The organism is Pseudoalteromonas sp. 2CM32C (assembly GCF_023161925.1).
Lineage (GTDB): Bacteria > Pseudomonadota > Gammaproteobacteria > Enterobacterales > Alteromonadaceae > Pseudoalteromonas > Pseudoalteromonas marina.
In genome coordinates this window covers 386,644-401,540 of the sequence record NZ_JALNTI010000002.1, presented here as the reverse complement: position 1 = coordinate 401,540, position 14,897 = coordinate 386,644, and the positions used below count along the sequence as shown (strand labels likewise).

Sequence of the window (14,897 nt, the reverse complement as noted above, 5' to 3'; positions counted from 1 at the left end):
ACTCTAATTAATTTGTTGTAAAAATGTATTAGCGACTTCTAAGCTTCGCGTACGACGCATTGCAGGTAAGCTTTTTAAGAACACTTGACCATATTGGCGTGTTACTAATCTATTATCACATATAACAAGCACGCCTTTATCTTTGCTATCACGAATTAATCGCCCTACACCTTGCTTTAAGGCAATAACTGCTTGTGGTAATTGGATATGTGCAAATGGGTCTTTTCCCTGCATTTGGCAATCCTGCATTTTAGCTTGCAACAAGGGGTCGTCAGGCGCTGCAAAAGGCAATTTATCTATAATAACACAGCTTAATGTACTGCCTCTCACATCTACCCCTTCCCAAAATGATGCCGTACCGAGTAGAACTGCATTACCATGGCGGGTAAATTTTTCTAAAATAATCCGCTTAGACATTTGCCCTTGCATATAAACGGGGTAGTCTATTTGCGTTGTGAGCCCCTCTGCAACTAAATGCATCATACGGTAACTTGTAAAAAGCACAAAACAGCGCCCTTGCGCTGATTTTATAAGCTCAAGGGTTAATTTTACAATAGCATGAGGCATATTATCAGCATGCGATTCTGGCAAGTATCTTGGCAAACACAATAATGCTTGGTTTGGGTAATCAAACGGGCTGTCAACCATCATGCTTTGTGCTGGTTTTAACCCTAAGCTTGCATTAAAGTGGTCAAGCTTATTATCAACCGAGAGCGTTGCAGAGGTAAACACAAATGCAGCACCGGTATCTTGCATCATTTGTGAAAATTTTGCCGATACATTTAACGGCGTAATATTTATAGTTAAAAAACGCCGTGTTGTCTCATACCAGTAACTAAAACCAGTTTGTGCTGTATCAAAAACCCGCTCTAATTGACCTTTAAATGCTAAAGCCCGTTCAAACGGATGTTCTATTTTATCGCTTCTGTCTAAGCATAGTTTTAGTACTTGATAAACAAAGTCCAAATCGCTAATGACACGATGCAGTGCTGCACATATTTGCTTATCGCTAAGCTTTTCTCGCCAATCACCTCTACTGCCATCAACACCAAACTGCAAGCGTAAATCAGCTACACTGGTCTCTAATTTATTCAAGCTTTTACCAAGTTGTAACATATCAGGAATTTCAGCTCGGTATATCGCGCGTAAATCGTTAATTAAATCCACCAGCTTTTTAGTACTTACACTTTCACCAAAATAGTCGCTGGCAATTTCGCTTAGTTGGTGAGCTTCATCAAAAATATAAGCGTCGGCTGTGGGCATCAATTCAGCAAAGCCACTTTCTTTAACAGCCATATCTGCAAAAAATAAGTGATGATTAATAACAACAACGTCAGCTTCAGCAGCAGTTAAACGCGCTTTTCGTATGTAACACTCTTGAAAGTCTGGACACTCTTTACCTAAACAATTATCTGCAGTGGAGTTCACATAAGGTAAAACTTTGGCGTCATCTTCTATACCAATACAATCAGCTAAATCGCCTGATTGTGTTTCACTTGCAAATTTAGCAACCATGGCAAGTTGATGCATAACATCGGGATCGTCTGTAGGCACATGCGCAACATGTTGATTTAGCCTGTAAGTACATAAGTAATTAGCGCGACCTTTTAGTAAAGCCGTTTTTTTTGTAGCACTGAGTGCCTTTACTAATTGAGGTAAATCACGATGATACAGTTGCTCTTGCAATGCTTTAGAGCCAGTAGAAATAATTGTTCTACCCTTAGACTTAAGCGCGGGTGCCAAGTAAGCGAACGTTTTGCCCGTACCTGTGCCGGCCTCAACAACGAGTTGGGAACTGTTTTTTAACGCTTGGGCAACTGCAACGGCCATATCAATTTGCGGTTGACGTGGTGTGTAGCCATCAAAAGATAACGCTAAGGGGCCGGTTGCACTAAACAATTGTTTGATAACAGCAATCACATTTTAAAAACAATAGCGCGATTTTACGTAAGGCTGTAACCAAGGGCAAGCAAATCCCCCTCCTAACAAAATATAAAAAATTAAAATTAAGTACTAAAGACTGCAAAAGGAGCAACCCATATAAAATATTTACTTACCAACATTTGAAAAATCGAGAGCTAAATGCGGGTAATAGTGATCACAACTTTTGTTAATAAGTGCCGTTGGCATTGCCGCAAATTGCCCATGATCTTTTAAATACTCCATATGCTTTTCGCCGTCAGCAGTAAATTGATGAAATAAAGAGTGGTTTACTCCATCAAATTCTAATGGCTTTATACTAACGAGGTCACATAGCTCTTTATTAAAGGCAGGTGTCGATTTCACCCACTTTCCCTCAATAAACTGCTCTACATAAGCGTGCATTGTAAACACATCATTTTTTAGTAACTTGTCTAACTTAGGTGTACTTAAATGATTACGAACATCTGCCAAACCCAAGCGGGCAGGAATATTAATAGCTCGGCTCAATGCAATTTGTAATGATGCCTTTGGAATACAGTATGCTGCTTTATTGTCTAAGCAATAGTCACTACTAAGTGACTTTGCCCCATCTAAAAGTGTAAAAGGATCATATTTAATTCCATCTCTTACAAGGTAATAAATTGAAATGGCCTTAGTGCGATCGTCATGGCCTTTAACATTTTTCAACCAGTTATTTATTTCACTGTGCTTTTGATTAAAATAAGCATCATTTTGTATATACTGCTGCAAACCATTCCCCTTTGTGACTCTGATTTTTATAAATTAAAATATTTAAAATGCATTTAATGTGAAATAAAATAACTTTAAAACAGTTACTTAAAAATTAACCGCTATTTGAAGTAGGTTTTAATGTTACTAATACAAAAATTAAAATAATATGTCTGCACGGGTACTTTTAACAGTCCGATTGGGCCAAATGAAATTATGAAAAATATAGCAATTATTGCCTACGAGGGATGCTGGGCCGTCAGCGTATTATTAGCTAAAGACTTTTTTACCATTGTTTCGTTACTCGACTCGCATTATTTATTGCCTCAAAGTTATAACGTAGAAATAGTTACGACAGACGGTGCACCTATAACAAGCTCAAGTAATTCAATTGTTGTTGCCGATAATTCGCTTTCTGACAAACCGTATGATTTAGTGATTATTCCACCAATTGAGGGCTCTAAATTAAAGAGTATGCCCTCTAGCAGTATATTAATAATTGAATGGTTAATACCTAAAATCAATAGTAGTACGTCTATTCTCAGCTTAAGCACTGGTTCTTATTTTTTAGCCGCCACAGGCGAGTTAAATAACACAGCCATTGCAACTCATTGGAGTTTGGTTAAACCATTGAGTAAACTATTTCCCGACTGCCAGTTTATTAATCATAAATCGTATTTAAAAATGGGAAGTATCTATACAACGGGCTCTTTTGAGGCGGGAATAAGTGTACTACTAGAAATAGTTGCAAAAGACAAAGGCGATCGCTTTTCCCAGCAATGTGCCACACATTTACTTATTTCTGACTCTGGTAAATTAAATTTTGCATTACCAAAATATAGTAGCCACAGAGACGAAAAAATTAGTGAGGTGCAAGACTGGATTTATAATCACTCAAGCAGCGTAATCACAATCGTTGAGTTAGCAAAATACTTTAATTTTAGTGAGCGCAATTTAAAGAGGCGATTTACGCAAGCAACCGGTATATCTATAAATAGGTACGTGCAAGAAGTGAGAATAGACAAAGCTAAAAAACTATTACTGTCTACAGATAAAACCGTAAACGAAATATCAATTAACGTAGGCTACGAAAACAGCAGCTTCTTCACCCGCCTATTTAAAAAAAACACAGGGCTAACACCCGCAAAGTGGCGTAAAAATGAATAATAAGTTTTAATTTTATGAGCATTTATGCCCATGTGTCTAAATGCTCAATACCATCGTCATCTTTATTAACGCTTTTTTTATGGGTTGACGGTTGAGTCTCGTCACTTAAACCGTTTAGTTTTTTCTTTTTCTGTAATTCTCTCTTTTTTTTGTTTTCAAGTTCTACTTTTTCACTCGCCGCGCTACTTTGCACACCTGCAATATGGAATGCCCCTTTAGTTTCAATTGACAGTCGCGTTATTCTACCCAAATAAGGGATCATCATATCCATTAATACATCCTTAAAGCCAAAGCCTAGTTGTGAGTGAAAATCAACCAATTGATATAATACAAACTAATGCGGTTACATCTATAGTATCGGCAGTTATAAGATATGCTTTAATTAAGCTTAAAAAACACTTGCCATAGTGGTGCATAATATGTTTTTATAATCGCGAAATTTATTAAAACAAATATTTGTTGAGCGTTACGTTAGTAACGAGCAGCACAAAGGAAATAAAATGCGCTTAAACCTGACAACAGTACATCATCACCACCATTCACCGGAATAACCTGTCAGGTCTTTCGCTGAGAGGTTATTCCTAAAAGGAACCTCTGGCGATTCATAACACATTGATTCATTTTCGCCCTGAGGTTCCCCTCGGGGTTTTTAGTTTTTAAATTAAAGGAAAATGAATAATGAATAACACAAATCGTCTACGTATCGCCATCCAAAAAGGCGGACGCCTGTCTAAAGATTGTCAAGATTTACTAAAGCAACTAGGTGTTAAATTAAACCTACGTGAGCAACGCTTAATTGCACACTCAACCAATATGCCAATTGACGTACTTCGTGTGCGCGATGACGATATTCCGGGCTTAGTAATGGACGGTGTTTGTGATTTAGGTATTGTTGGCGAAAACGTACTAGTAGAAGTACAAGCCGAACGTGAACGCCAAGGTGTACCAAGCGAAGTTAGCAAACTAGCAAAACTAGACTTTGGTTACTGCCGCCTTGCACTTGCATGGCCACAAGAGCTTGGCCCACGTGATAAAAGCTGGTTTGAAGGCAAACGTATTGCAACAACCTACCCAGAAATATTAACGCAGTGGTTAAAGCGCGAAGGCATTAATGCAAGCACTGTAATGCTTACAGGCTCAGTAGAAGTAGCTCCACGTGCCGGTCTTTCTGATGCAATTTGTGATTTAGTTTCAACCGGTGCAACGCTAGAAGCGAACGGCTTGATTCAAGGTGATACAATTTTAGAATCAAACGCATGTTTAATTCAAAATAAAGACCTGCAAGATGAAGACAAACTAGCGCTAATCAATAAGCTTATGCCACGCCTTCGCGGTGTTAAACAAGCTAAAGAAAGCAAATACATTATGCTACACGCGCCAAAAACTAAACTTGATGAAATTTGCGAAATTTTACCAGGCTCTGGCCAACCTACTCTACTTGCACTTGCTGGTAATGAAGAGTACGTAGCGCTTCACATGGTAAGCAGCGAAACATTATTTTGGGAAACAATGGAGCAGCTTAAAGCCCTAGGCGCTAACTCTATTTTAGTAATGCCAATTGAAAAAATGATGGAGTAAGTACCATGCTTCGTTGGAATGAGGAATCTTCACAAGTACAAGCAGCGGCGCTAATGCGCCCTGCGGTTTCTGCCAGCGCAAAGGTTGAAGCTATATGCCAAACAATTATGAGCGATGTGAAAGAGCAAGGCGATAAAGCCTTACTTGATATGGCTAAAAAGTTTGATAATAGAGCTAACCCTCGTTTACGTGTACCGCTTGATGAAATAAACGCATCAGAGCAAGCACTAAGCGCAGAGCTTAAATACGCAATTGACACCGCTTATGCAAACGTTAAACGTTTTCACGAAGCGCAATTGCCTAAAGATATTAAGTTATCAACCCAACCTGGCGTTGAATGTGAACTGAAATATCAGGCCATCGAAGCTGTGGGTATTTATGTACCTGGCGGCAGTGCTCCACTGCCATCATCGGTTATTATGCAAGGTGTACTTGCACAATTAAGTGGTGCTAAAACCGTCGTACTTGCCACCCCTGTGCAAGGTGATGAAAGCATTAACCCTGCGATATTATATGCAGCTAAGTTATGTGGCATTACAACTTTAATTGAAAGTGGTGGCGCAGGTGCAATTGCCGCAATGGCCTACGGCACTGAATCAGTGCCTAAAGTGAACAAAATTTTTGGCCCAGGTAATAGCTTTGTAACGATGGCCAAACAGCTTGTTGCGCAAACAATTCCTGGTATGGCAATCGATATGCCAGCAGGCCCTTCTGAAGTACTAGTTATTGCAGATGAGCGTGCAAACCCAGAATTTATAGCGGCAGATTTACTCTCGCAAGCTGAGCACGGCGCAGACTCGCAAGTTATTTTATTGTGTAACAGCGAAAGTATCATTGAGCAAACGCAGCAGGCTCTTACACGTCAGCTTGTTAAATTAAGCCGCAAAGAGACAGCCGAGCAAGCTCTGGCTAATTCATCACTTATTTTAGTGGACTCTGTTGAGCAAGCATTTGACGTATCAGCGCAATATGGCCCTGAGCACTTAATTTTGCAATTAGCAGATTCAACACCTTACTTAGATAAAGTAAAAAATGCAGGCTCGGTATTTGTTGGCGACTACACGCCAGAATCAGCGGGCGATTACGCATCGGGTACTAACCACGTGTTACCTACCTACGGTTACAGTGCAACCTATTCAAGCTTAAACTTGCTTGATTTTTTCCGCACATACACAGTACAAACTATAAGTAAAAGTGGCCTAACACAGCTGTCAAAAGCTATTTTACCACTAGCAGATGCAGAAGGCCTTGATGCACACGCAAATGCGGTTTCAATTCGTTTAGAGGCAATTAAAAATGAGCAATGAGAGCGCACAAGCGACTAGCTTATTACCACAAAATATTGCAGCCCTTGCTGCCTACAGCTCTGCTAAAAGTGAAAAGCTAACAGGGTCAACGTGGTTAAATGCCAATGAAAGCCCGTACGCTAAAAATATTGAACTGAGTATTGAAGATTTAAATCGCTACCCAGATCCACAACCGCAATTGGTTATTGACCGCTATGCTGCGTATGCAGAGCTTGAAAGCGAAAACGTATTAATGACGCGCGGCGCCGATGAAGGCATTGAGCTTTTAGTACGTACCTACTGCGAACCTGCAAAAGACAGCATTGCGTTATTTTTGCCAACCTACGGTATGTACAAAGTAACCGCTGATACGCATAACGTTGCAATCAATGGCTTAACCCAAGCGCTATTACTTGATGGCAGTGTTGATGAAATAGTTGAGGCAGTGGGCAGCTCAAAACTAGTGTTTATTTGTAACCCAAATAACCCAACTGGTAGCTTAACCCCCCTTGAAAAAGTAAAAGCACTGGCAACAGCGCTTGCCGGTAAAGCCTTAGTTATTGTTGATGAAGCCTATATTGAGTTTTGCCCTGAGCAAAGTGCTACAGCGCTGATTAACGAATATAGTAATGTAGTGGTACTGCGCACTTTATCTAAAGCGTTTGCGCTTGCAGGGCTAAGAACCGGTTTTACACTTGCACAAGAAAGTGTACTTGCACCTATTCGTAAAGTGATTGCGCCGTATCCGGTATCGGGTGTGGTAGCAAGTATTGCTGCACAAGCCATAGCGCCTGATGCAATTACATCAATGCGCCGCCAAGTGACTATTTTAAATAGTTTAAAGGCTAAGCTTGTACAGTGGTTAAACGCATCCCCTGCTGCATTAAAAATTCTCACTGGTGAAGGTAACTTTGTTACCTTAAAATTAGCCGACAAAAACTACTTTAAAGTAGCACTTGAACAAGGCTTAGTGATGCGCGCGTTTACCCTATACGGTGAAGACGATTGGCTACGTATCTCCATTGGTAATGAGCAAGAACTTGAGCAAGTAAAAATTTGGTTAGATGGCCTTGATAAGCCAGCAACCTCACCTCTTTTATCAGGACAAGAAGTATCATGAGTAACCCCTATTTATTTATTGACCGTGACGGCACCATAATTGAAGAGCCAATCACCGACAAACAGGTAGACAGCCTAGAAAAATTAGCGTTTTTACCTGGTGTTATCCCGGCTTTATTACAGTTACAAGCCGCAGGGTACCGTTTAGTGATGGTATCGAATCAAGATGGCTTAGGCACAGACAGCTTCCCGACTGCTGACTTTGACATAGCCCAAGATAAAATGATGGACATAATGCAAAGCCAAGGCATTAGCTTTGATGAAGTATTGATTTGTCCACACTTTGACGAGCAAAACTGTGATTGCCGTAAACCTAAAACAGGTTTATTAACTGAGCTTATGCGCTCTGGCAAAGTTGATTTAGCACGTTCATATGTAATTGGCGATCGCCAAACCGATATTGGCCTTGCTCAAAATTTATGTTGTGAAGGCATTTTGTATGATGGCAGCTGGCCTGCCATTGTTACAAAGCTTACAACTGCCAATCGCGAAGGCCGTGTTACGCGTAACACCAAAGAAACCCAAATTGATGTAGCCATAAACCTAGATCAAACTAAAAACGGTAGTATCGAAACAGGCCTTGGCTTTTTTGATCATATGCTTGATCAAATTCGCACCCACGCCAACATTGGTCTAAATATTAAAGCGAAAGGCGATTTACACATAGACGAGCACCACCTTGTTGAAGACATAGGTATTGCCCTAGGTGTTGCGCTTAAACAAGCGCTTGGCACTAAATCGCAAATAGCGCGCTATGGTTTTGCGCTACCTATGGATGAATGTAAAGCTGAAGCACAAATTGACTTATCGGGGCGCGCTTCGTTTGTATTAAACGCTAATTTTAGCCGCGAAAAAGCAGGCGATTTAGACGTACAAATGGTGGAGCACTTTTTCAAAAGCTTAAGCGATAATGCCGCTATTAGCCTTATTTTATCGGTCAGCGACGGTAACTGTCATCACCAAGTAGAAGGCTTATTTAAAGCGTTTTCACGTGCCCTTCGTATGGCAATAGCACAAGACACGACCCAACAAACAGCCAGCTCTAAGGGATGTTTATGATTGCCATAATTAATACCGGGTGTGCCAATATAAATTCAGTACGCTTTGCCTTTGAACGCTTAGGTCAAACGCCAACAGTCATTACCTCACCAGAGCAATTAGCTGGTTTTGAGCGTGCAATATTACCAGGCGTTGGACATGCATCTGTTGCCATGAAACGCCTTGTAGATAACGGCTGGCAACAAGCTATAAACGAATACCAGCGCCCACTTATGGGAATTTGCTTAGGTATGCAGTTACTGTGCGAAAGCACCGAAGAAGGTAACGTACAATGCTTAGGTAAAATACCAGGCCAAGTAAAAGCCCTTGATGTTGGCAATTTAACATCGCCGCATATGGGTTGGAATAACTTAAGCGTAAATAAAGAGCATGCACTTACCAAAGGCTTAACACAAGACGAGCAAGTGTACTTTGTACATAGCTTTGCGCACACCGTAAACGATGCAACACTTGTAAGCGGCGAATACGGCCAAACCTTTTCAGCCATAGTTGCAAAAGACAACTACGCTGGCATGCAATTTCACCCAGAGCGCAGTGCAAAAGTAGGCACACGTTTATTACAAAATTTTGTTGATTGGCAGTTATAAACGGCCCATTAACCAACAATAAAGAGATTATTTGTGATTATTCCAGCATTAGACGTATTACAAAATCAAATTGTTCGTTTATACCAAGGTAAGTACGACACTGCTCAGTTTTACCCTTTTGAGCTTGGCGCACGTTTAAAAGAATACGCCGATAGCGGCGCAGGTAAATTGCACCTTGTAGATTTAGAAGGCGCACGCGATCCAAGTAAAAAACAGTGGCAACATATACAAGCTGCAACTAAAGCGCTTAACGTACCGTACCAAGTGGGCGGCGGTATTCGCTCAGAGCAAGATGTAAGCGATTGGCTAAAAGCCGGCGCTAACCAAGTTGTTATTGGTTCTATGGCGGTAGAAAAACGCGAGCAAGTAAAAGCCTGGATTGAACAATTTGGCGCAGAGCACTTTGTTATTGCCCTTGATGTAAATAAAACAGCCACGGGCTGGGCTCCTGCTACGCACGGTTGGTTAAGTGAATCTGAGTTTGGTTTACTTGAGCTTGTAGATTTTTATGTAAGCTTGGGCGTTATTGACTTTTTATGCACGGACATCAGTAAAGATGGCACCATGACTGGCCCATCGTTTGAGCTTTACGAAGATTTAACTCGCCATAACAGCAGCATTAAAGTGCAAGCTTCGGGTGGCGTAAGTTCACTTGATGACATTAAAAAGCTTAAAGAGCTTGGCGTAGGTGGCGTTATTTTAGGTAAATCACTGCTTGATGGCGCATTTAGTGTTGAGGAGGCGTTGGCATGTTATCAAAACGCATAATCCCGTGTTTAGATGTAAAAGACGGCCAGGTAGTAAAAGGCGTTAAATTTAAAGGCCACGAAATAGTGGGCGATATTTTAACAATGGCAAAAGCATACAGCGATGCCGGCGCCGATGAACTGGTTTTTTATGAAATCAGCGCAAGTGTTGAAAAACGCCTACTTGATGTAAATTGGGTAGAGAGCATTGCCCGCCACATCGATATTCCATTTTGTGTGGCTGGCGGTATTAAATCGGTAGCCGATGCAGCACGTGTACTAGAGCGTGGCGCTGACAAAATAAGTATTAACAGCCCTGCTATTGCCCGCCCTGAGCTTATAAAAGAGCTACACGATGAATTTGGTAAGCAATGTGTTGTTGTAGGTATTGATAGCTTTTACGATGAAGTGACCGGCGAGTATTTAGTGTATCAATTAACCGGCGATCCTAATGCATCAAGCCGTACACGTTACAAAACCGAGGAATGGGTTAAACGCGTACAAGACTTAGGCGCAGGCGAAATTGTTTTAAACTGTATGAACCAAGATGGCGTACGTAACGGTTACGACAATGAGCAGCTAAGTAAAATGCGCGCATTATGTAATATTCCTTTAATCGCATCTGGCGGTGCAGGCAGTATGCAAGATTTTGTTGATGTATTTAAACAAAGCGAAGTCGATGGCGCATTAGCAGCAAGCGTTTTTCACAAAAATATGATTAACATTGGCGAATTAAAACAATTTTTAACCGATAACCAAGTGGCAGCAAGACTATGCAAGTAACACAACAAAACCAAACTCAAGTAGATTTTGCTAAAAGCGAAATGATCCCTGCGATTGTTCAAGATGCTCGCTCTGGTGTTATTTTAATGCAAGGCTTTATGAACAGCGAAGCACTAAAGGCGACGCTTGAAAGTAACAAAGTAACCTTTTACTCGCGTTCAAAGTCACGTTTATGGACCAAAGGTGAGTCATCAGAAAACTACTTAAATGTAGTCTCAGTACATACCGATTGTGACTACGACTCAATTTTAGTACTGGCTAACCCAGAAGGTCCAACATGCCACTTAGGCACACAAAGCTGCTTTGGTGATGATGCAAAACCTAGCCTAAGCTTTTTAGCGCAATTAGAAGATGTGATTGTTGAGCGTAAAAACGACGACCCAGCAAAAAGCTACACCGCTTCATTATTTGCTAAAGACTTAAGCCGTAGCTGTCAAAAAGTGGGCGAAGAAGGCGTAGAAGTAGCGCTTGCCGCAATGAAGCACGATAACGATGAGCTTACTAATGAATCGGCTGATTTAATTTATCACCTTACTGTATTGCTACAACGCCAAGGCTTAGCCCTAGAAGACGTTGTAAAATGCCTACAAGGTCGCCATAAATAGCGCCTGCTAAAGTAAATTAAAAAGAGGCTCATATTTTATGGGCCTTTTTATTTTCCCTTTTAGTTGAATAAATGATGTGTGTTATAGTGCATGGCTCAATTTATCGGTTACTGTGAACTATGAAAAACTATATTATCCTTCTTATTATCGTGTTTATTTTAGCGGGCTGTACAAGCAAAACTAATCAGACTACAACCAAAGCTACTACAACGAATCAGTCTGTAAAAACCACAGTCACATCCGATGAATGTAGCAGCATAAATAAACTAATAAATGGTTATGAGTTTGGTTTTAATTCAATCAAAACAGATAAAGTGAATAACCCGTTTTCAAACCAATGGCGCACTAATACTCATATCATTGGATCTGCCTGTACAATTACTTTAAATAAGTCTGAGCAAGTAAGTTACCAATGCCAAACACCTGTTAAAGCGCAAACGCATGCAGTAAATTCGCATCAAACACTTGCTGAACAGTTACGCCAATGCCTATCAAAAACAGGTTGGTTTGAAAGCCAAAAAGAAACAGCCAGTTCAATTTACAGCACCTTTGTACTTGATACTAAAAATCCGGTTATTACACTGTCTACAAATCAAGAAGGTAATGGGTTTTCTACTCGCTTTGAAATTGCTCCACCGTTAGGATTTTAATAATGCGAAAAACGAATAAAAACACATCTAAATTAAAAAGCGACTGTTTAGGCATATGTGAACGTCGCAGCGGTTATTGCAGTGGGTGCGGTCGAACTAATGAAGAAATATTTGATTGGATCATTCTTTCTCAAGAAGAAAAAAACGCCATTTTAGCACAGCCGCGAGCTGACTTAAAAAATCCATAAATTTGCCACTTGCGTGTAACAGCCCCTCTTTAGTATTGCTAAAAACGCTAGGGGGTGAACATCATGGCAGCATTATTTGTAATAAACTTAGCGCGCTCAGCGCAGCGACTCGCAAATACTCAAACGCAACTGGTACGTGTTAACTTGCCATTTGAACGTATTGATGCCGTAGATGGCGCACAATTGAGTACACTACAAAAGTACCTACATTACAGCCCGCAATTAAATAAACAACAGTATCACTATCCGCTAAGCAACGGCCAAATTGGCTGCTATTTAAGCCACCGTAAAGCATGGCAAAAAATAATTGATGAGAAATTAAAATACGCGATTGTGCTCGAGGATGATTTTTATATTGATGACAGCATTCATAACGCGATTAAAAATATTGAGCAGCTAAACCAGCCCTGGCAACTTATTAAACTCGCAGCCTATGAAAACCGCACTCGCCCTATTGCCTATCAGCAAAACCTAAATAACCACCAGCAGTTAGTCATACATAAAAAGCTAATGACTGGCTGCTGCGCTACAGCAATAAGCTATGAAGGGGCTGAGCAATTACTTAAAGCCACAGCTCAATTTGGCCGCCCTGTAGATTGCGACTTACAACATATTTGGGAAACCCACGTAAATGGTTTTTCGCTTATGCCATACCCTGTTTCACAAAATACCGACATACAGAGCGATATTGCAACCTGCGCTACTAAAACCAAGGTTAAAAAAGCTTTTTTGAGGCGTAAAGCACAACAAATTAAAAGCTGTATCTTTAATAAGGTTTATACAAGCGCCTTTGTAAAAAAATTTAAACAGAATGAAAAAGGAGCCTCAAAGGCTCCAAGTTTAATTACTCAACGCTTATAACATCCTTAAAAGCTGAGAACCTGGTATGCCAGTTTGCGGTAATAACGCAGGGGTAACTGCAAATACTTCTGGGATTTTACTACTGATTTCGTTCATCTTTTTGCGGTTATTTTGTTTATCATAAACATAGTATTTAAGGATATTTCCGTATACATCATCTTTTGCATCAACCTGCTCTAGAGTTTTTAATGCCTTATCGTAATCAGCAAGGTAAATATATGCCAGTGCTAAGTTATCAGCAGATCCAACATGTAGTTTCCCTCCAAGCTGTTTTGATAAATCTTCAAGCTCTACAACTGCAAGCTCATAACGCCCTAGTTGTATATACGCGGTTGCTAGTGAATTTTTTAAAAAGTAAGGCGGGTTACTACCAGGCTCATACCATTTTTCGTAAGCACTTAATATATCTTCATATTGCTCAAGTTTAGAGTAAACGTGATTTAGCAGCCTAAAGCTTTGTAGTTTGATTTCAGCTTCTTCAAAATCAGCAAGTTTATCTCTATTTAAGTGCCATTGTTGAATGCCTTGCGCAGCTTGGGTTAACAGTTCAGAGTTATCACTTTTTGCCCCTGCTGCACTTTTAAGAAGTTGTGCAAGTTGTTGATTATAAGCTTCACTTTTTACAGGTACCTGAGAAGTTTTACTACTTTGCTGTTTACTACTCGTATTACCATCTACAATTTGCGCTGCAGCTAAAGCACTAAAAGACATTGCCGCCGCAACCATAACCAAATATTTACTTTTCATTGTTTTTTCCTTGTTTAACATTTTGATCCTCTGAATATTAAAGCTCTTAGAATGAGCAATATTCAAAAGTGGGGGGGTAAAAAAGTTGTTTTTACTTATAACGTTTTGCTTTTTTAGTAATAAACTGGCTAAATCTAATTGGTATTTATCTTTTAGCTTTTCCATACACAATTCGTCACAGCTAAGTTCAAGTTGTTCTCGCGCTAAACCAGTTAACTTTAAGCAGATAGGATTCCACCAAAAAACGCTTTCTATAAAACAAATAAGCCACGTCCAATAAATATCACCTTGTTGTAAATGGGTTACCTCGTGCTGAATGACTGAATCTAATTCTTCACGATTTATCATCGTCGACTCTAACCAAATAACAGGCTTTATTAATCCTGTAGCAAAAGCTGGCTCTGTATGGGTTGTTAGTCTAATTGAATACTGATTGTTGATGTGTTTAAGTTCAGGACTTGGCTTTGAGTTAATGTATAAGTTTTTTATAAGCTTTACATATAAGCCCATGCGTAATAAAAACAATCCAAAACCAGCTAAAACTAAAACCATAAAAACAATACTAAGTGATGGCAATAAGTCCCATATACTCATATCGCTTTGTAATTCATCCTTAATTACTACTTGTTCAGCGTTTGGTATTAATGCTTTAACATCGGGAATCAATTGCGCCACGTTGAATGTGTAACGATTTGCCCCTTCAAATAACGGTAGCTGGGAAAAGTACTGCCAAGGGATAAACCAACATGCCAAGGCAATCATTAAAATGTAAAAGTTTAATCGTGCAGGGGCATTTTTTAATCCTTTTACTGTAAGTAAAATACATAAGCTAATAAGCGTGCAAGTTAGTAAATAATCCGTCATTACCC

Annotated in this window: 16 protein-coding genes; 12 read left to right on the top strand and 4 right to left on the bottom strand. The window is 40.0% G+C overall.

Features of this window, described 5'->3' with window-relative positions; genetic code table 11:
* Positions 1–3: 3 nt before the first annotated feature.
* Both MTF67_RS05680 and MTF67_RS05675 read right to left on the bottom strand, forming a co-directional pair.
* Positions 4–1,920, bottom strand: coding sequence for an ATP-dependent DNA helicase (locus MTF67_RS05680; protein ID WP_010556200.1), 1,917 nt, complete (start codon positions 1,918–1,920; stop codon positions 4–6).
* A gap of 129 nt (positions 1,921–2,049) precedes the next feature.
* On the bottom strand, positions 2,050–2,673 hold the full coding sequence (locus tag MTF67_RS05675; RefSeq protein ID WP_243534194.1) for a transglutaminase-like domain-containing protein: 624 nt from the start codon (positions 2,671–2,673) through the stop codon (positions 2,050–2,052).
* Positions 2,674–2,868: 195 nt separating this feature from the next.
* Here MTF67_RS05675 and MTF67_RS05670 point away from each other — a divergent pair, with 195 nt between their 5' ends.
* The gene (locus MTF67_RS05670) at positions 2,869–3,819 is read left to right on the top strand and encodes a helix-turn-helix domain-containing protein (RefSeq protein WP_243534192.1); all 951 of its coding nucleotides are present in this window, start codon (positions 2,869–2,871) and stop codon (positions 3,817–3,819) included.
* 22 nt (positions 3,820–3,841) lie between these two features.
* Here the strand turns inward: MTF67_RS05670 and MTF67_RS05665 are convergent, their stop codons facing one another.
* A complete protein-coding gene (locus MTF67_RS05665) occupies positions 3,842–4,090 on the bottom strand; it encodes a hypothetical protein (RefSeq protein ID WP_058429252.1) in 249 nt (82 codons plus the stop codon).
* A gap of 407 nt (positions 4,091–4,497) precedes the next feature.
* Here MTF67_RS05665 and hisG point away from each other — a divergent pair, with 407 nt between their 5' ends.
* The 11 genes from hisG (at position 4,498) to MTF67_RS05610 (ending at position 13,281) form a co-directional block, all read left to right on the top strand.
* Positions 4,498–5,397, top strand: coding sequence for an ATP phosphoribosyltransferase (hisG, locus tag MTF67_RS05660; protein WP_008129142.1), 900 nt, complete (start codon positions 4,498–4,500; stop codon positions 5,395–5,397).
* Between the two features lie 5 nt (positions 5,398–5,402).
* Positions 5,403–6,704: a histidinol dehydrogenase gene (gene hisD / locus MTF67_RS05655; RefSeq protein WP_008129145.1), complete on the top strand. Its 1,302-nt coding sequence runs from the start codon at positions 5,403–5,405 to the stop codon at positions 6,702–6,704.
* Positions 6,694–7,803 (top strand): histidinol-phosphate transaminase, encoded by a 1,110-nt coding sequence (hisC, locus tag MTF67_RS05650; protein WP_248518948.1) that lies wholly within the window; start codon positions 6,694–6,696, stop codon positions 7,801–7,803. Before hisD ends, hisC begins: the two co-directional genes overlap by 11 nt.
* Positions 7,800–8,861, top strand: coding sequence for a bifunctional histidinol-phosphatase/imidazoleglycerol-phosphate dehydratase HisB (gene hisB, locus MTF67_RS05645; protein ID WP_039037380.1), 1,062 nt, complete (start codon positions 7,800–7,802; stop codon positions 8,859–8,861). Before hisC ends, hisB begins: the two co-directional genes overlap by 4 nt.
* On the top strand, positions 8,858–9,448 hold the full coding sequence (hisH, locus tag MTF67_RS05640) for an imidazole glycerol phosphate synthase subunit HisH (protein WP_004586382.1): 591 nt from the start codon (positions 8,858–8,860) through the stop codon (positions 9,446–9,448). The genes hisB and hisH overlap by 4 nt, the downstream gene beginning before the upstream one ends.
* 33 nt (positions 9,449–9,481) lie before the next feature.
* Positions 9,482–10,216 (top strand): 1-(5-phosphoribosyl)-5-[(5-phosphoribosylamino)methylideneamino] imidazole-4-carboxamide isomerase, encoded by a 735-nt coding sequence (locus MTF67_RS05635; protein ID WP_004586383.1) that lies wholly within the window; start codon positions 9,482–9,484, stop codon positions 10,214–10,216.
* The gene (gene hisF / locus MTF67_RS05630) at positions 10,198–10,977 is read left to right on the top strand and encodes an imidazole glycerol phosphate synthase subunit HisF (RefSeq protein WP_248518947.1); all 780 of its coding nucleotides are present in this window, start codon (positions 10,198–10,200) and stop codon (positions 10,975–10,977) included. Before MTF67_RS05635 ends, hisF begins: the two co-directional genes overlap by 19 nt.
* Positions 10,968–11,582, top strand: a complete 615-nt coding sequence (gene hisIE, locus MTF67_RS05625; protein ID WP_006793442.1) for a bifunctional phosphoribosyl-AMP cyclohydrolase/phosphoribosyl-ATP diphosphatase HisIE — start codon at positions 10,968–10,970, stop codon at positions 11,580–11,582. The genes hisF and hisIE overlap by 10 nt, the downstream gene beginning before the upstream one ends.
* 119 nt (positions 11,583–11,701) lie before the next feature.
* Positions 11,702–12,232 carry a hypothetical protein gene (locus MTF67_RS05620; protein WP_039037381.1) on the top strand — a complete coding sequence of 177 codons (531 nt, stop codon included), beginning with the start codon at positions 11,702–11,704 and terminating at the stop codon, positions 12,230–12,232.
* Positions 12,233–12,234: 2 nt separating this feature from the next.
* Positions 12,235–12,420 carry a DUF1289 domain-containing protein gene (locus MTF67_RS05615; RefSeq protein WP_248518946.1) on the top strand — a complete coding sequence of 62 codons (186 nt, stop codon included), beginning with the start codon at positions 12,235–12,237 and terminating at the stop codon, positions 12,418–12,420.
* 63 nt (positions 12,421–12,483) lie between these two features.
* Positions 12,484–13,281, top strand: a complete 798-nt coding sequence (locus MTF67_RS05610; protein WP_248518945.1) for a glycosyltransferase family 25 protein — start codon at positions 12,484–12,486, stop codon at positions 13,279–13,281.
* Here MTF67_RS05610 and MTF67_RS05605 read toward each other — a convergent pair.
* The gene (locus tag MTF67_RS05605; RefSeq protein ID WP_248518944.1) at positions 13,276–14,892 is read right to left on the bottom strand and encodes a M56 family metallopeptidase; all 1,617 of its coding nucleotides are present in this window, start codon (positions 14,890–14,892) and stop codon (positions 13,276–13,278) included. The two genes, MTF67_RS05610 and MTF67_RS05605, sit on opposite strands and share 6 nt — an antisense overlap.
* Positions 14,893–14,897 lie beyond the last annotated feature (5 nt).